Annotated in this window: 15 protein-coding genes; 9 read left to right on the forward strand and 6 right to left on the reverse strand. The window is 65.2% G+C overall.

Going from position 1 to position 16,279, the window contains the following annotated elements; genetic code table 11:
* Positions 1-69: 69 nt before the first annotated feature.
* Positions 70-252, reverse strand: coding sequence for a Flp family type IVb pilin (locus ACX3O0_RS06485; protein ID WP_459107181.1), 183 nt, complete (start codon positions 250-252; stop codon positions 70-72).
* A gap of 155 nt (positions 253-407) precedes the next feature.
* On the opposite strand from ACX3O0_RS06485, the gene ACX3O0_RS06490 reads away from it, so the two are divergent.
* Positions 408-1,112, forward strand: a complete 705-nt coding sequence (locus ACX3O0_RS06490) for a prepilin peptidase (protein ID WP_459107182.1) — start codon at positions 408-410, stop codon at positions 1,110-1,112.
* A 94-nt stretch (positions 1,113-1,206) separates the two neighbouring features.
* Positions 1,207-2,715 carry a PxKF domain-containing protein gene (locus tag ACX3O0_RS06495; protein WP_459107183.1) on the forward strand — a complete coding sequence of 503 codons (1,509 nt, stop codon included), beginning with the start codon at positions 1,207-1,209 and terminating at the stop codon, positions 2,713-2,715.
* Positions 2,716-2,723: 8 nt separating this feature from the next.
* Here the strand turns inward: ACX3O0_RS06495 and ACX3O0_RS06500 are convergent, their stop codons facing one another.
* Positions 2,724-3,371, reverse strand: a complete 648-nt coding sequence (locus ACX3O0_RS06500; RefSeq protein WP_459107184.1) for a response regulator — start codon at positions 3,369-3,371, stop codon at positions 2,724-2,726.
* The gene (locus tag ACX3O0_RS06505; RefSeq protein ID WP_459107185.1) at positions 3,365-4,696 is read right to left on the reverse strand and encodes a sensor histidine kinase; all 1,332 of its coding nucleotides are present in this window, start codon (positions 4,694-4,696) and stop codon (positions 3,365-3,367) included. Before ACX3O0_RS06505 ends, ACX3O0_RS06500 begins: the two co-directional genes overlap by 7 nt.
* 368 nt (positions 4,697-5,064) lie before the next feature.
* Here ACX3O0_RS06505 and ACX3O0_RS06510 point away from each other — a divergent pair, with 368 nt between their 5' ends.
* On the forward strand, positions 5,065-6,021 hold the full coding sequence (locus ACX3O0_RS06510) for an NAD-dependent epimerase/dehydratase family protein (protein ID WP_459107186.1): 957 nt from the start codon (positions 5,065-5,067) through the stop codon (positions 6,019-6,021).
* 63 nt (positions 6,022-6,084) lie between these two features.
* Here the strand turns inward: ACX3O0_RS06510 and ACX3O0_RS06515 are convergent, their stop codons facing one another.
* A complete protein-coding gene (locus tag ACX3O0_RS06515) occupies positions 6,085-6,927 on the reverse strand; it encodes a PhzF family phenazine biosynthesis protein (RefSeq protein ID WP_459107187.1) in 843 nt (280 codons plus the stop codon).
* Between the two features lie 84 nt (positions 6,928-7,011).
* On the opposite strand from ACX3O0_RS06515, the gene ACX3O0_RS06520 reads away from it, so the two are divergent.
* From ACX3O0_RS06520 to ACX3O0_RS06530, 3 genes are read left to right on the forward strand one after another with little or no spacing between them, the layout of a single operon-like run.
* Positions 7,012-8,307 carry an aminotransferase class I/II-fold pyridoxal phosphate-dependent enzyme gene (locus ACX3O0_RS06520; protein ID WP_459107188.1) on the forward strand — a complete coding sequence of 432 codons (1,296 nt, stop codon included), beginning with the start codon at positions 7,012-7,014 and terminating at the stop codon, positions 8,305-8,307.
* A 15-nt stretch (positions 8,308-8,322) separates the two neighbouring features.
* Complete coding sequence (locus tag ACX3O0_RS06525; protein WP_459107189.1) at positions 8,323-9,549, forward strand: trans-sulfuration enzyme family protein; 1,227 nt, start codon at positions 8,323-8,325, stop codon at positions 9,547-9,549.
* A 9-nt stretch (positions 9,550-9,558) separates the two neighbouring features.
* Complete coding sequence (locus ACX3O0_RS06530) at positions 9,559-10,452, forward strand: dihydrodipicolinate synthase family protein (RefSeq protein ID WP_459107190.1); 894 nt, start codon at positions 9,559-9,561, stop codon at positions 10,450-10,452.
* 70 nt (positions 10,453-10,522) lie between these two features.
* Here the strand turns inward: ACX3O0_RS06530 and ACX3O0_RS06535 are convergent, their stop codons facing one another.
* Both ACX3O0_RS06535 and ACX3O0_RS06540 read right to left on the reverse strand, forming a co-directional pair.
* Positions 10,523-10,831 (reverse strand): hypothetical protein, encoded by a 309-nt coding sequence (locus tag ACX3O0_RS06535; RefSeq protein ID WP_459091815.1) that lies wholly within the window; start codon positions 10,829-10,831, stop codon positions 10,523-10,525.
* A 163-nt stretch (positions 10,832-10,994) separates the two neighbouring features.
* Entirely contained in the window at positions 10,995-12,281 is a 1,287-nt protein-coding gene (locus ACX3O0_RS06540; RefSeq protein ID WP_459107191.1) for a hypothetical protein, read from the reverse strand.
* Between the two features lie 643 nt (positions 12,282-12,924).
* Here ACX3O0_RS06540 and ACX3O0_RS06545 point away from each other — a divergent pair.
* Genes ACX3O0_RS06545 through ACX3O0_RS06555 form a run of 3 tightly spaced genes read left to right on the forward strand, consistent with a single transcriptional unit; the run spans position 12,925 to position 16,140 of the window.
* Complete coding sequence (locus ACX3O0_RS06545) at positions 12,925-13,725, forward strand: N-formylglutamate amidohydrolase (RefSeq protein ID WP_459107192.1); 801 nt, start codon at positions 12,925-12,927, stop codon at positions 13,723-13,725.
* Positions 13,722-15,038: a flavohemoglobin expression-modulating QEGLA motif protein gene (locus ACX3O0_RS06550; RefSeq protein ID WP_459107193.1), complete on the forward strand. Its 1,317-nt coding sequence runs from the start codon at positions 13,722-13,724 to the stop codon at positions 15,036-15,038. The genes ACX3O0_RS06545 and ACX3O0_RS06550 overlap by 4 nt, the downstream gene beginning before the upstream one ends.
* 58 nt (positions 15,039-15,096) lie before the next feature.
* The gene (locus ACX3O0_RS06555; RefSeq protein ID WP_459107194.1) at positions 15,097-16,140 is read left to right on the forward strand and encodes a glutathione synthetase; all 1,044 of its coding nucleotides are present in this window, start codon (positions 15,097-15,099) and stop codon (positions 16,138-16,140) included.
* Positions 16,141-16,279: the final 139 nt, after the last annotated feature.

The following is a 16,279-nucleotide window of genomic DNA, read 5'->3' on the forward strand; positions in this document are numbered from 1 at the left end:
CCTGGGTATCGGCGACCACCGTCGCTCACGAGTTCGGCGGACAGGTGCCAGCCGGTTTGTGACAACTGCTTACGGTGCGAGCTCGAGGCCGACCACGTCGAACATGAGGTCGAGGTTCGTTCCGATGAGGGCGACGGCGGTGATGATGACGACCGCGATGAGCGAGACCATGAGTCCGTACTCGACGGCGGTTGCGCCGTCTTCGTCGCGCATGCTGTTGAGACGAGCCTGGATTCGGGTGTAGAGGTTCATTTTCGTTCCGTTTCGGTAGCGGCTGGCCAGGGGGTTGACCGAGCGAGTGACCGTAAAGTTACGCCGGGTCGGCACCACCCCGGCGTTCAAACCCCTAAACACCACGGCCGGTGGCGTTTGATTTCCTAAACGGCGAGCCCGAACCGCCTGCGGTAGTGTCACGGCATGCGCGTGCGCCGGATGACACTGAGGATGGCCACCGGGATGCCACCGTGCTAGCCCCATGGCTGCCCTTGATCGCCGCGGTGGCGGGGGCCGCGCTCGGAATCCCGCTCAGCCTGATTGCCGAGCGGATGCTGCATCGGAGACGGCGCTTCGCCTGGCCGGCGCGAACGGGGGCATCCGCTGCCACCGCTGCACTCTTCGCCGTCGTGGCCGGTGTGTTCGGGCTGGTGTGGGAGTTGCCGGCGTACCTCTGCCTCGCCGCTGCCGCGGTGATTCTCGGCACCGTCGACCTAGCCGAGAAACGCCTGCCGAACGCGGTCGTTTATCCGACGCTGCTCGTGATGGTGCTGCTGCTCACCGGCGCCGCCGCGATGAGCGGCGCCTGGCCGGCATTGCTCGGTGCAGGAGCTGGCGCGGTCGGCCTGTTCGCGGTGTATTTCGTGCTGGCCCTGATCTCGCCCGCCGGCATCGGAATGGGCGACGTCAAGCTCGCCGCCGTGATCGGACTTGCGCTCGGCTATCTCGGCTGGGCGACGTTCCTCGTCGGCGCGACGGCCGGCTTCATCGTCGGCGGTGGGATGTCCGCCGTCGCCCTACTCACCGGCCGGGTGAACATTAAGGGGTCTACCCCGTTCGGCCCAGCCATGCTCGCCGGGGCATTTCTCGCGCTCGCCCTGTACCGTTTAGACCTTTGAACACCGGGCCCGGGTGCAAACCGCATCCCGGGCAATACAGTCATCGCATGGCAGCCCACCCGAGAGCTGCCCCTTAAGCGCGAAGGCGAAGAACATGACTCGAATCTGGAAGCGGACCGGCACGGTAACCGCCATCACCCTCCTCACCACCCTCGCCGTGGTCGCCACCGGCGGCATCGCGCACGCGGACAACATTCAAGACACCATCGCGGACACCGGCACCGGCGTCACGCTGGTCGCCGGAGCCGCCACCGGCGCCAGCGCCGGTATCCGCCTGATCGGAAACAACTCGGGCGGCGACACGGATCCAGGGTGCAACATCGACCTGGGCGAAGCGCCACTCGTTCTCGACATCGTGACTCCCGCCGGCGTCACCGCCAACCCCGACCCACTGTCGATCACCGCGTGTGGCACCGAGTTCCCAGTGACATTCACTGCCAGCAGCAGCGCCCTGAGCGGCAACGCAACCGTCAGCATCGTATCCGGCCCTGCCGGATCCGGCAGCTACTTCAACCAGGTGCTGATCCCTATCGCGGTCACCCAGCCAACGCCCACCAACACGAAGCCATCCGTCGCGGTGACTGGCGTTGTTGACGGCGCAAGCTACGAGATCGGTGTCGTTCCCGACGCGACGTGCGCTGTGACGGATGCCGAAGACGGCGCCAGCTCGACGGCAGCGGTACTCAACGGAACCCTGTTCCACGGTCTCGGTGCGCTGGTCGCCACCTGCGACGCCATCGACACCGGCGGCCTTTCGGCCGACACGGCTTCGGCCACGTTCACGATCGTGGACACCGGAAGCCCGACGATCGACCATGCGCTCCTCCCCGCCGCCCCGAATGGCGAGAACGGCTGGTACACCACCGACGTGGCGGTCAGCTTCTCCTGCTCCGACTCCGGTTCCGGCGTCGACAGCTGCGTCGGCGACACCACCCTCGGCGAGGGGGCCGGCCAGTCGGTGACCGGTACGGCGACGGACTGGGCCGGCAACACGCAAACCGATACCGTCACCGGCATCAACGTCGACAAGACGGCGCCGACAGTTGGCTTCGTCGGCGGGCCCGACGCCAGCTATTACTTCGGAGCTGACCCTGCCGCGCCGACCTGCAACGCGTCCGATGCTCTCTCCGGCCTGGCATCCTGCCTAGTCACCGGAGGCGGCACCACCGTCGGCGCCCACTCGTACGTCGCAACCGCGACAGACAACGCCGGCAACACGAACATCGCAACGCTCGGATACACGGTCCTGGCCTGGACCCCGATCGGCTTCTACTCCCCCGTCGACATGGGCTCGGTGTGGAACACGGTTAAGGGCGGCAGCACGGTGCCGCTCAAGTTCGAGGTGTTCGTCGGCACCACCGAGTTGACCAACACGTCGGCGGTGGACACGTTCCGGGCCACCCCGGTCGTCTGCCCCGGTGCGGCGGCCGCGTCCGATGCGATCGAATTCCTCACCACCGGCGGCACCAGCCTTCGCTACGACGCAACGGCCGGCCAGTTCATCCAGAACTGGGCGACACCGAAGAAGCCCGGCGCATGCTTCGTCGTCACGATGACCACCGACGACGCTTCCAGCATCTCCGCCAACTTCATCCTGAAGTAGCGGGAACGCTACTCCTCACGAAGCAGCCGGAAGGCGCTCTCGCGGTCCTTCACAGCAAGTTTGCGGAGGACCGCGGAGACGTGCACCCGCACCGTCGTCGGGGAGACGAACAGGCGGCGTCCGACCTCTTCAGTGGCTTCGCCATGGCTGAGCAGTTCCATCACTTCCCATTCGCGGGCGCTGAGCACGGTCGCGACGGCGGATTTGCGTACGAAATGCGGTCGCGACGGGGCGCGGAATTCTTCCAGGATCCGCTGCACCACGCGGGGCGGCAGAGCGGGCTCTCCTGCCAGTACGCCGCGGAGCATGCCGGGCAGAGCGGCCGGATCCGTGTCTTTGAGCAGGTATCCAGCGGCGCCGGCACGTAGGGAGTCGAACAGGTCGTCGTGTTCCTTGGACTGCGTGAGCATCACGATCGCGACCAGCGGCATGCTCCTGCTGATCTGCTGGGCGGCATAGATGCCGTTGCCGGGCATGTGGATGTCGAGCAGCACCACATCGGGCCGCAGCTCGGCAACCAGCTGGATTGCATGTTCGGAGTCGCCTGCCTCGCCGCAAACTTCGCAGCCATCCGCCTCCAACGCCGTCCGGAGTAGTGCGCGCATCGGAACGTGATCGTCCGCCAGGACGACTCGGATGCTCTCGTTCACTACCATTTGACCGTCACCACGCTTCCCGCACCTGTCGCAGCTTCCACGCTGAATGATCCGGGCAGTGTGCGTGCCCGCTCCCGCATACTGATCAACCCGTACCCCGCGTTTCTCGAGACGGTCTCGGCAACGTCGAACCCGTCGCCATCATCGTGGATGGCGAGCAGTCGATGGCTGCCGTCCTTCATCAGCCGAAGGCGCACGTTTCTCGCTTTGCCGTGGTGCACCGCGTTGGAAACGGCCTCCCTGGTTATCCTCATCAGCGCATGCTGTTGATCCGGCTCGACGTAGACGGTTCCGTCGAGCTCGACCTCAAGGTCCACCTCATACCGCGCTGCGAGTTCCCGGGCCACCCGGTTCAGCATCGCGCCCAACGGCTCATCGCTCGGTCGGCCGAGCGCCTGGATTGCGGAGCGCACTTCGTCGAGCGCGCGGTCGCAGGCGGCGATGATTCGGGAGGCGGATGCGGCATCCACTGGTATGGAATGGCTCACGGAGCGGATGTACACCAGTTCCTGAACGACCCCATCATGGAATTCCCGGGCTAGCCGGCGCCGGTCATCCTGCACGGCCGCGCGGGCGCGGGTGCTCCAGAACTGGCGTATTTCGCGGGTCGCCCCGATCATCAGTAAAAGGTAGCCTCCGCTGCGGAGAAGGTCACCGGTGGCAATCCAGTCGGCAAACAGCAACGGGGAAAGCACCATGTTCACACTGGCGAAACCTACGAGCGCGAACGCCGGGGCGAGCCAGCGGAGAAGTTCGTTGTCGCGGCGTTTCATCTGGGAGGCGAACGCGATTGACGCGACCAGGAACCCGAGCGCCGCCAGCCCCTGCATGATCATGGGCACGGGCTGGCTGAGGAACAGGTTCTGTACTGTCACCGGAACCTGGTCCTCGATCGACTCTGCTGACGGCCCGGCCGTCCAGAGGGCGAGGAAAACCACAGTGATCACGGCCACCGGTGCCAGAATCCACACCTGCCGCGTGGCGGGTTGTCTGGCGGGTCGCTGATTAGCCAGGGCCGCCCGGGCGATCAAGGCCGCTCCCGCCAGGCGGAGCGCGAGTAACAGCCAGGCTTCCGGGGCACCAGTGCTGATGACGCCCAGGATGTCAATCACATAGGTGAGGCCAATTCCCGAGACGGCCAGCAGCACGAGGCCATATGTCAGCAGTAGATCCTGCAGGGCGCCATGACGGATGTATCGTCCGTGAACCAGATACGCGACCAGGAGCGCGGCGCCGGCGTCAATGGACGCCAGCACCAGATGTGCTAACGGGTTGTGGTACGCATAGGCCAGGTAGGGGCTCCACAGAATCAGCGCGGTGATCACGGCGCCCACGGTCCACGCGGCGATGGTCAGCCCTGAGTTGAACGGCTTAGTCTGCGTGGATGCCCGGCCCGCATGTACTTGACTGACATTGTCACTGCGGCGCCAGTTCCATCTCGCAGCGTACAGGGCCAGTGCGCGAGCACTCTTGGTTCTAAGATCCCCCATGATGCCTGAGTTCGGGTCGTGAGCAACTGTCGGGTCAGGCGCTCGAGTGTGGGCGAGTATACACCGTCCACGCCCATCGGCGATACTGTCTCAGGTCTTCTGATCAGACGGATCATGGCGTTATCCCCTTTGCGGTACTACCGGGACTGGTCGGCCGGATCGAGCCGGACCGCCCTATCCGCGTGCTGGGGCTGAGGGCGGAGATGCCGAAGCCGGAGGATGCGCGGGAAGGGCACGTGACGAGGGATCGCGGTTTACGCCATAGTCGGATGATGAGAGTAGCAATTACTGGTGGAACCGGATTTGTCGGCAGCCACCTGGCGAAGCGTTACCCGGCGACGGATGTGGCGGTTGTGTCGCGCCGGTCGGGCACGCCCGTTGACGACGTGGACGCGCTGACGCGGGCGTTTGAGGGCTGTGAGTCGGTAGCGCACTGCGCAGGCATCAACCGCGAAATTGGTGAGCAGACTTTCGACCGAGTCCACGTTCGGGGCACGGCTGCGGTGATCGAGGCGGCCCGAGCCGCGGGCGTCCGCAAGATTGTCATGCTCAGCTTCCTGCGCGCCCGCCCAGGGTCGGGCTCGCCCTACCACGAGTCGAAATGGGTGGCCGAAGAGATGATTCGCTCTTCCGGTCTGGAGTACACGATCGTGAAAGCCGGGATGATCTACGGCCCTGGCGACCACCTCGTCGATCACCTGAGCCGTACTATTCAGACGGTCCCGCTCTTCGCCTCCGTGGGACTTCGTGAGAAAACCATCAGCCCGATCCCTGTAGATGAATTGGTCGACGTCCTGGTCGCCGCCCTCGGCGACCGCCTCCCCAATCAAACCGTGGCCGTCCGCGGCGGCGAAACCTTGCTCTTGAGCGAAGCCGCTCGTCGAGTCGCGCGAGTCCTCGACCGCCGCCTGATCGTCATCCCTGCACCCGTTGCATTCCACCAGATCCTCGCCCAGTTTGCCGAATGGACGATGAAGGTACCCCTCCTGGCAAAAGCTCAAGCGAGGATGCTGGCCGAAGGAGTCACGGATGCCGCTACGCCGGCCACAGAGCTACCTGATGATCTTCGCCCCAAGCTTCCTTTCGACGACAGCCAGATCCGCAGTGCGCTACCCGAATCGGGGGCGTTCGGCTGGCGTGACTTGCGAATAAGCCGGTAACGCTAACGCTGTTGCGCGGTTTCCTCACCGCGCCATTGCTCAAGAACGATGCGGGTCGGATCGCTACAGGTCGGCCGATCCCGAGAGGATGACCTCGGCCCGTCCACCGACCCACAGCTGGTCGTCCTCGTCGCTGACATAGATTCTCCCCTGGCGACCCATAGCGGTGCCCTGGGCCGCGACATACGGTGCCTGAACACGTCCGGTCTGGATAAGCCATTCCGCGGCTGCGGCGTTCAGGCTCCCCGTCACGGGATCTTCGCGCAGAGGCTCCTCGCCCTCGGTGAAAAAGGCCCGCAACTCGAACGCCGCCTCTGACCCCGAATCGTGGGCGCCGACCACGCCGATGTCCCACCGGCCGGGATGCGCCGACACGTCCGGGCGCAGAGCAAGCACCGTGCGAGCGCTATCGAGTAGCAGGCCGACCCAGCCGGGACCGTTGTCCAGCCACTCGGCATCAACGACCTGCTCGGGTTCAATGCCGAGGATTTCGACCAGCGTGGCTACAGTGTCGGCATCTACCGGGCCGGTGCGCAGCCGCGGAGGTGCGGCGAATGCGAGCCGATTGTCTTCGATGCGCACGGGAACCAGCCCGGCCCCGCATTCCTGCACCACCACGCCCGGTGTCGCTGGGACGCCGCCGGCATCCAGCCACGCTCGGGCTGTTCCGAGAGTTGGATGCCCGGCGAACGGCAACTCGGTGTTCAGGTTGAAGATTCGAACCCGATAATCCGCACCGGGCTCCGTCGGAGGCAACACGAATGTGCACTCGGAGAGATTCGACCAGACCGAGAACCTCCGCAGCGTCTCATCGTCGAGCCCGTCCGCGTCAAGCACCACCGCGACCGGATTCCCCGTGCAAGAACCTTCCCCGAACACGTCCACCTGACGAAAACGACGACTCATGTCCCGAACCATATCCACTGCCCTCCCACTTGACCTTGCCACTCTACAACTCTAAGTTATGTCCTAGGACATAGAAAGGACACCGTGAACATCGAGGGCAGCAGCGCGGAGGAGCTGACGCTGTCCGTGCGCGCTCACGTCGATTCCGGCAGCCTCTTGCCAGGGACCTCTTTGCCGTCGATTCGAGCGCTGGCTGAGGAGCTCGGCTTGAACCGGAACACGGTCGCCGCTGCCTACGCGCAACTGGCGGCTGCCGGCGTCGTCGAGTCCCGGCGACGCGGCGGCACGATCGTCCTCGGGGCGCCGGCAGTGGACGGCGAGGGGCGCACCGCGGGCACCGAGCTGATCAACCTCGCCAGCGGGAATCCCGATCCCGAGCTGCTGCCGAGCCTGACCCGCCGCTCCGACGAGGCCTACACACCCTTGCTCTACGGGGCAGCTCCGATCAGTCCGCGGGTTCAGGAATGGGCGGATGCGCACCTCAGCACCGATGTAGGCGAACCACACCGCCTGGTGCTGACCCATGGGGCGATGGATGGCATCCAGCGTCTGCTGACCGCACACCTGACGCGAGGCGACCGGGTCGCCGTTGAGGACCCCTGTTTTCTCACCAGCCTGGGCCTGCTCAAAGTCGACGGATACCGTGGCGTCCCGGTTCCCGTCGATGCGGAGGGCATGACCGTCGCCGGTCTGCGGGCAGCGTTGGAGTCGGGGGCTCGCGCCGTCGTGTGCACGCCGCGGGCGCACAACCCCACCGGGGCAAGTCTCACCGCCGAGCGCGCGATGCAGTTGCGCAGCCTGCTGGCCGGGCATCCCAGCGTGCTCGTCATCGAGGACGACCACTTCTCGGCCATCTCCGCTGAGCCCTACCGACGCATCACCCCGGAGGGGTCGCGACACTGGGCACTCGTGCGGTCGGTCTCGAAGTTTCTCGGACCTGACCTGCGGCTCGCATTCGTGCTCACCACGCCCGACACGGCGAGCAGGCTGGAGAGCAGACTCAGCGCGGCATCGACCTGGGTCAGCCACATCCTTCAGAACCTCGTCATCGACACCCTTACCGACACCAGCACCGCGGCGCTCCTCGAGGGTGCCGGCACCGCCTATCAGGAACGGAACCAATCGCTGCGGACAGCGCTGGATGCGCACGGGATCGCCACCTGGGGGCGCAGCGACGGACTGAACGTGTGGGTGCCCGACCTCACCGACCCGGTGGCGACGGCCGCCGACCTTGCCGAACTGGGATGGGCGGTACGAACCGGCGAGAGCTTCGCCGTCACCGGGCATCCGCCTTCTGCCATCCGCGTCACGACATCCACCCTCACCCCAGACCAGGCGACCCGGTTCGCCTCCGACCTCGCCGCGGCGCTCGGCGCATAACGAAAGACCACGACAATGACCCACACACGTCCTGACAAGCACGACCCCACCTCGGTGTGCGACACAACCTGGGCAGTACACGGCGGCAACCGGGTCGACCCCGGAACGGGTGCGCTGCGCACTCCGGTGGTGATGGCGAACTCGTACCTGCTCCCCGAAGACCCGTCGGCGATGAACTGGTCCTCACCCGAGCAACTGGTCTACACCCGCAACGGCGCCGTGAACCAGCAAGCATTGGAGACCAAGCTCGCGGCATCGGACGGCGGAGTCGGTGCGGCGGTGTTCGCCACCGGAGTGGCCGCGTTGCACGGCGTTTTCTTCACCCTGCTGCGTAGTGGGGATCACGTGATCGTCTCGGATGTCAGCTACGAGGCGGTGTGGCGCTTGTTCACCGAACTGCTCCCGCAGCGCTATGGCATCGAGGCGACCTTCGTGGACACCTCGGACCTCGACGCAGTTCGTGCCGCCGTCCGTCCGAGCACCCGACTGGTGCACGTGGAGAGCATCGCGAACCCCACCACTCGGGTGGCGGATATCGCCGGCCTGGCAGCGATCGCGCATGGCGCGGGCGCGCTGCTGAGCGTGGACAGCACCTTCACTCCCCCTCCGCTGTACCGCCCGCTCGATGACGGCGCCGACCTCGTCGTCCACTCGTTGACCAAGTACATCAACGGCCACGGCGATGCCATGGGCGGTGCCGTGATCGGCAGCGCCGAGCTGGTCGCTCGCATCCGCGGGGACGCGCTCATCGACGTCGGCGGAGTCATCTCGCCGTTCAACGCCTGGCTCATCATGCGCGGCTCGGTGACCCTGCCGCTGCGGATGCGCCAACTCCAGCCGAGCGCGCAGCTCATCGCCGAGTTTCTCGATGCCGATCCCAGGATCGCGTTCGTTGCCTACCCGGGTCTCGCCTCGCATCCGCAGCACGAACTGGCGACCCGCCAATTCGGCGGGCGCGGCTACGGGGGCGTACTCGCGTTCGCCCTCGATGGTGACCCGGACACGCAGAATCGCTTCGTCGACCAGCTGCGGCTGATCACCTCCGCGGTATCCCTCGGTCATGACGAGAGCCTGATCGTGCACACCGGTCCCCACAGCCGCGGGGGTGGCGAGAACTATCCGGAGCCGTTTCAGCGCTACGGCCACCTTCGGTTGTCGGTCGGGCTGGAAGACGGAGACGACCTGCTCGCCGACATCCGCGCCGCCCTGGACGCCGCGCTTCCATCCCACCACCAGCAATAGGAGCCACCCATGTTCACCGGCCACAGCGCCTTCCCCCTCACCCCGCTGTCAGAAGACAGCATCGATGAACCCGCCTTCGCGCGTCTGATCGAGCGCTTGGCGGATGCCCGCGTCGACTCGATCACCGCGCTGGGTTCCACCGGCTCCTACGCCTATCTGACCCGCGAACAGCGGGCCGGCGTCGCGTCGCTGGCCGTCGCGCATGCCGGTGACACCCCGGTCTTCGTCGGCATCGGCGCCCTACGCACCCGCCAGGTGCTGGAACTCGCCGAGGACGCCCAGGCCGCCGGCGCATCCGCGGTTCTGCTGCCGCCCGCCTCGTACCAGACCCTGACAGCGGATGACGTGTTCGGGCTGTTCGAGGACGTCACGCGCAACCTGTCGGTGCCGCTCATCGTCTACGACAACCCCGGCACCACGCATTTCACCTTCACCGACGACCTCTACGCGGCGATCAGCCGCCTGTCCCACGTTGCCTCGATCAAGATCCCCGGTGTGCCCACCGATCCGTCTGCGGCTGCGGCGCGCGTGCAGCAGCTGCGCGGTATCGTGCCGGCGGATGTGACGATCGGGATCTCCGGGGACAGCCTCGGCGCGACCGGGCTGAACGCGGGTTGCGAGGTCTGGTACTCCGTCGTTGGCGGCACCCTGCCCGAGCCCATCCAGGCGATCACCAATGCGGCCCGCTCCGACGACGCAACCACCGCTGTCGAGTTGTCGGACCGGCTGCAGCCGCTGTGGGACCTGTTCGCCCAGCACGGCAGCCTGCGGGTCACCGCGGCGATCGCCGAACAGTTCGGTCTCGCGCGCCGCTCTTGCCTGCCGTTGCCCATCCGCGGACTCGGCGACGCCGACCGCGCCACGGTCGCACAGACGCTGGAAGGGCTCGGGATCACCGCTTGACCCCGCACACTCGCCAGTCAGCCCCGGCGCATTGTGCTGGGGCTGACTGATTGTTCGAACAGTGGTTCAGTTACTCCTCGAACTCCAGGTTGCCGCGGCAAGCTTCGCCCGGTGAAGGAAAGGCGCTCTTCAACCCGTTGCTGACGTACATTCCGTAACTCTGTACGTGCCCGTTTGTGACAAAGTCGTCATCGAAACCGGGCGGGTTGCCCTCGATCGAGTCGGGCAGATCCTGCCCGGAGAAAGCGCATGCCGAATGGGCATTGTGTGCGCCGGGGATGGGATCACCATTTCCATTTGTCTCGCCCGCGAATGCCGTTCCGGCTCCGCCGAGGACGAGACCGAATGCAACAACGCATCCGATGATCGCTCGCTTCATAGTCGCCACCTCTCTGTGGTCTTTTACGGATTCGATATCGAAGCTTGCGACCGCACGAGGCGACCGTTGCGCCACCGACAGAGGCGAAGGTACCCTCCGGTTCAATCGATGGCAAGTGCCAGTTTTGATGGCGGGACGTACTGGCGCGCTCTTATCGCGAGACTCACACTTCGGCGCCGGCTTTGTGCCAACGCTCCATGTGGTGCTGGTGCGTGGGGAGGTAAGCGCCGGCCTGGTAATGGGCGTCGTAGAAGTCGGTGTCGAGGTGCACGGCCTGCACGTAGCCGGTGAGCACCATCGTCGTGAAAGTGTTCGGAAACTTTCCGTAGGTGTCGTAGATGTATTGAGCAGCCTCACTCAGACAGTCGATGAACTCGTCGGAGTAAGGCGTGACCCCGTGCTTGATTGCCTCGGCATCCTGCCATGCGCCGGGGGTGCTGGGATCGTAGGCGCCCTCGGAGCCGAACTTGCGGTGCACGAAGAGATTCACCGCCTCACGCATGTCGGAGACGTACGGCGGGCATAGGGCTTCGAAGTGACCGTCGAGCCCCACGGGGTTGGGCAGCACCCAGCGGGGGTCGTGGACGAATCGAAACCCGAGCCCCTTGACTCCGCTCTCGTTGAACGCGCCCAGGATGCTCCACCGGTTCAGCCCGGTGAAGTACAGCCCGCCCAGCCCCATGGCCTGCATGGTGAGCACGATGTTGTGGCCCATGAAGGCTAGTTCCGCGACGTTTGCCTCGTAGACCATCTGGTGCAGCACCGTCAACGGGACGCGCTTGTCCTCCTGCAGCAGGCCACTCCGGACGAAAGGCGCCAAGTTGCCGGCGAGGCGACCGGCCACATCGTCGACGAGCATGCTCCCATTCGCCAGCGCCATGGCCATGAAGCCGAGCATCTGCTCGCTGGAGTCCCCCACCGGCATGAACAAGGTCGAGCCCGCAGCGTTGGCCATCCACAGGTTTGGGTCAAGCATATGAGGTGGGGCTGCTGGGAGGTCGAGCCGCCGTTCGGACACCCGCACAGTGTGTGCGCGGACCGACTCGACCATGGCATCAAGGGCGCTGTCTCGGTTCCCGCTGGTCCCAACAGGGCGGGCGGGAAGGGCATCACGCGTATTGGTGAGATATGTGCCGGAGTCGTCGGTCGCGAACAACATCGGGGTGCCGATCCCAGAGGCGGTCGGTGCCGTGCGGCCCGTGAACCGCTGCGTGTAGTGGGCATGCTCTTGCGGGCGATCCGGGCCGTACGGCACTCCGAAACTCCACCCGGTTACGCCGGTGCCGGCGGCCACCAGGATCGACCGTTCAAGCTCCGACAGGGGCACGGGTTCAGCCTGGGACCGGAAGGCGAGGGGACCGTTCGGCAGCTCCATGCCCAGCCCGAAACGGCGGGAGCGGCGCCCCGCGATGGCATCGATGAGGGGAAACTCGGTGAAGTCTGTCTGCACAATGACTCCCAGGGCATGCGTCCATCACATGAGACACGCGATGTTACGCCTGAATCAGTCATCGGTCCACCAACCCCAACGAAAACACCCCCACCTGAATAGGTGAGGGTGTCCTTGATGTCTCGCGACATCTGTCCTCAATGACTGAAGACATCACACTGTTTTGTGGGCTGTTCCAAGAACTCAATGTGCCCTGTAAACACGGGACCCTTTTCTGTGCCTGAAATGCATTTTCCTCCTCGCCCCTCCGGATTTTCCTCTTTTTTGCGCGGGCTCCCGCCGTGACGGGCAACCGCATGGGTCGCAGCGGCGCCAATGGCGTTCCTGCTGTCAGCTGCGAAGGAACCGGATGAGAATCCAGATCAGCCAGAGCCCCGCCAGCGACGAGAACTACACAAAGTCGAGCACGAGGTGTGGAGTCGAGGAGTGCTTCTTCTTGACGCCCATGAAGAATTCTCCCCTTCTGATTCGCATGGTTTCATCGTCCACCAGGTCAGCACCCTCATGATCGCGCTGCTAGCCGTAATAGTTAATGACTCATTTCGGGACATGCTTTGACGAGTCTGCTTTCATCCGCCTCGCAGGAGTCGACGGCGCGGTCAACCTCCATGTATCTCTCATATGCGGCGGTAATAATGTCCCAATGCGTAAAATGGAGCTTCCCCCGTTCGAATTTCTCGGCAGCTGGGATCGACAATTCGTCGCCACCGCTATCCACAATGGGCACGACGTGCGCCCTGACTTCGCCGCGGAGCTGATTCTTCCCGAGCCGGACCGACTGCGGGAGGAGGACCCGCACACTGCCGAGATCGGGGCCCTCATCCCCGCCCGCGTCATCGTGCATCGGTCCCGATTCGAGGTGGATCTGAATCGCGAGCGCGAAGAGTCTGTCTACCGTTCCTCGGAGGAGGCGTGGGGGCTGGATGTCATCCGCAATCCTCCGCTCGACGATGCCGTCGTCGCCGACTCCCTCGACGTCTACGACGCCTTCTATGCGGAGCTCGGCCGGTATCTGGACGTGGTCGCTGAACGCGGACCGTTCGTGGTGTTCGACATCCACTCCTATAACCACCGCCGCGATGGAGCTGACGTCGCCGCGGGCCCGGATGAAGAGAACCCTGAGGTCAACGTGGGCACGGGCTCGCTGGATGACCGGTTCGCCCCTCTGGTGAACACCTTCATGGAGTCGCTGAGGGGCGCAGATACCTCGACCGGCGTTCTTGACGTGCGAGAGAACATCCGCTTCCGTGGTCGACAGCTCGCGGCCTGGACGCACGCCCGTTACCCGGGCCGCGGCATCGTGCTCGCGCTCGAGTTCAAGAAGACCTTCATGGATGAGTGGACCGGAGAGCCTGACCGCGACAGAATCGACGAACTTGCCCGCGCGCTGGCCGGCACTATCCCGGCGGTCGAGGAATCGCTGCGCGCGGTGGTGACGTCGTGAGTGCTGGCCCGGCTCCCCGCGGCAACGCCACGGATGCGTCTGACGCCCTCGATCCTGCGCGCCCGCGCGCCGATAACTCCCCGGTACCGTCCGCCGGCGCCGTCAAGCCGCCAGTTCGCCCGCACGATGCCGCCGCCCCGGAGACGAGCGCCATCGACGTGGGAGCTCTCACTCCCGAGGACCTCGCGGCGGACCATGCCATGGCCACCCTGGCGGGAAGCGTGCGGTTCCTGCTTGAAATGACCCCCGTGAACGCCGACGACGTTCGTGCGAAGTTCCTCGCGCATCCGGAGGTTGACCCGGTGTTCGAGTACCGCAAACTGGATGTTGACCCCAACGTGCTGGATGCGCAGGTGGCCGCGCTGCCGCTCGACGACGTCGCTGACGCCACCCTTGCCGCGTTGCTGCGCAACCGGCAGCGGGAGATGTCGCTGCGGATAGAGATGCTGCGGGCGCGAAACGCGCCAGACTTCCTTCAGTTGTCGATCGCCCAATACGGCGCGGTGCGACCCGCCCTGGTGAGCTGCGCCGAAGACTTGCTGCGCCGACTGCCGAGCGGCCGGCTCGAGTATGACTCCGTAAACGCAGAGACGTTCCTGGCTGCAGCGCAGGCCGAAATCGACTACTACCGATCGATTGACCCGGACGTCGGGATCCACGCGGAGATTCGCGATGACATCTCGGGCGTGCTCGTTGATGGCAACATGCTACTCATCTCGAACAACGCCGCGGTGGCCGCCCCCCGCGTCAACGCACTACTGCAGCACGAGGTGGGCACGCACCTGGTGACCCAGGTGAACGGCATGGCACAGCCGATCCGGATGTTGGGCTCGGGCCTCGCCCACTACGACGAGACGCAGGAAGGCCTCGCTGTGCTTGCGGAGATCGCGTGCGGCGGGCTCACCGCCACCCGGCTGCGCCAGCTCGCCGCGAGGGTGATTGCCGTGCAGTCGCTGGTGGGCGGCGCGACTTTCGTCGAGACGCACCGCCTGCTCACCGGTCATGGTCTGCCCGCCGGAAGCGCCTACGGCGTCGCGATGCGGGTGTACCGGGCCGGCGGCTTCACCAAAGATGCGATCTACCTGCGCGGACTACTCGCGTTACTGCAGTATGTGGCCGACGGTGGCGCGCTTGACCTGTTCTTTCTCGGCAAGTTCTCGCTGGAGGATTTGCCCCTCGTGGAGGATCTCGCCGCGCGCGGATTGCTCTCCGCGGCACGGGTCATGCCCCGGTACCTCTCCGACCCAGAGGCCGCCGCTAGGCTCCAGAATGCCGCCCGCGCGGAAGATCTGGTGACCCTCGTCAACGCGTAGATCGTTCGCCGCAGCCCAAACCTCCCCAACCACACACGACCATCCACTTAGGAGTCCCATGAAGATCGGTTTCGTCGTCAACGACATCGCCACCGAGAAGCCCGTGTACACGACCACGCGTCTCGCGATGACCGCCAATCGGCTCGGCCACGACGCCCGCCTCATGGGGTTGCGGGATTTCGGCTACGAGCCAGACGAGTCGCTCTCGGCGATTGTGGCATCCGTGAGCACTGGCAAAGCGTACCGCTCGCGGGAGCGGTATCTCGAAGACGTGCAGGCGGCCGACCGGGAGAGGGTTGCGCTCAACGACTTCGATGTAATCATGCTGCGCTCCGACCCGGCGATGGACGCTGAGGAGAGCCCGTGGGCGAACACGGCCGGCATCGCATTCGGCAAGCTGCTCGCCGACTCCGGCGTGCTCATCGTCAACGATCCTGGCTCCCTGGCCGACGCCACGTCGAAGGCATATTTTCAGCGCTTCCCCGAGGTGGTGCGGCCACGAACGTTGATCTCGCGAGATGAGGACCGCATCCGCCAGTTCATTGACGAGTTGGGCGGCCACGCCGTGCTCAAGCCCCTGCAAGGCTCAGGTGGCTCCGGCGTGTTCCTGGTCAACCTGAAGGAAGCGCCCAACATCTCCCAGATTGTGGAGGCGATCGCTCGTGACGGCTATGTGGTCACACAGGAATACCTGCCCAAAGCCAAGGACGGAGACGTGCGGATGTTCGTCATGAACGGCCGCGCTCTCGAGGTTGACGGCGTCTACGCCGCCTTCCGTCGGCGGCCCGGAGAGACCGACATCCGGTCCAACATGTCTGCCGGCGGCAGCGCCGAAGCGGTGAAGGTGACCGACGAGATGCTGCAGATCGTGGAGGCGGTGCGCCCCAAACTGCTCGCGGATGGTCTGTTCCTCGTCGGCCTGGACATTGTGGGCGACAAGCTGATGGAGGTCAACGTGTTCTCGCCCGGTGGCCTTGGCTCCAGCGAGGCGCTCTACGGCGTGGACTTCACGCCCGCCGTCATCGATGATCTGGAGCGTAAAGTCAGGCTCCGAGAGCACTACGGTGCGGAGCTCTCGAACATCAGGCTGGCAACAATCTAACGCCGCCAGCTCGAGAAGGTACGACTGGTCAGCTCACCGACGCGCCGCCCTTGCGGCTTCAGCCGGGCAATCCAGCGTCCGCGTTTGTTTTGTTTTGTTTTGTGTTCTGTTTTGTCGGGCTGACAGTGTCTGGTGTCAG

The organism is Homoserinimonas sp. A447, assembly GCF_054489325.1.

Coding starts and splice junctions, on each gene's coding strand:
- ACX3O0_RS06485 (WP_459107181.1), bottom strand. CDS start 252: ATGAACCTCTACACCCGAATCCAGGCTCGTCTCAACAGCATGCGCGAC.
- ACX3O0_RS06495 (WP_459107183.1), top strand. CDS start 1,207: ATGACTCGAATCTGGAAGCGGACCGGCACGGTAACCGCCATCACCCTC.
- ACX3O0_RS06500 (WP_459107184.1), bottom strand. CDS start 3,371: ATGGTAGTGAACGAGAGCATCCGAGTCGTCCTGGCGGACGATCACGTT.
- ACX3O0_RS06510 (WP_459107186.1), top strand. CDS start 5,065: ATGCCGAAGCCGGAGGATGCGCGGGAAGGGCACGTGACGAGGGATCGC.
- ACX3O0_RS06515 (WP_459107187.1), bottom strand. CDS start 6,927: ATGAGTCGTCGTTTTCGTCAGGTGGACGTGTTCGGGGAAGGTTCTTGC.
- ACX3O0_RS06525 (WP_459107189.1), top strand. CDS start 8,323: ATGACCCACACACGTCCTGACAAGCACGACCCCACCTCGGTGTGCGAC.
- ACX3O0_RS06530 (WP_459107190.1), top strand. CDS start 9,559: ATGTTCACCGGCCACAGCGCCTTCCCCCTCACCCCGCTGTCAGAAGAC.
- ACX3O0_RS06535 (WP_459091815.1), bottom strand. CDS start 10,831: ATGAAGCGAGCGATCATCGGATGCGTTGTTGCATTCGGTCTCGTCCTC.
- ACX3O0_RS06545 (WP_459107192.1), top strand. CDS start 12,925: ATGCGTAAAATGGAGCTTCCCCCGTTCGAATTTCTCGGCAGCTGGGAT.
- ACX3O0_RS06555 (WP_459107194.1), top strand. CDS start 15,097: ATGAAGATCGGTTTCGTCGTCAACGACATCGCCACCGAGAAGCCCGTG.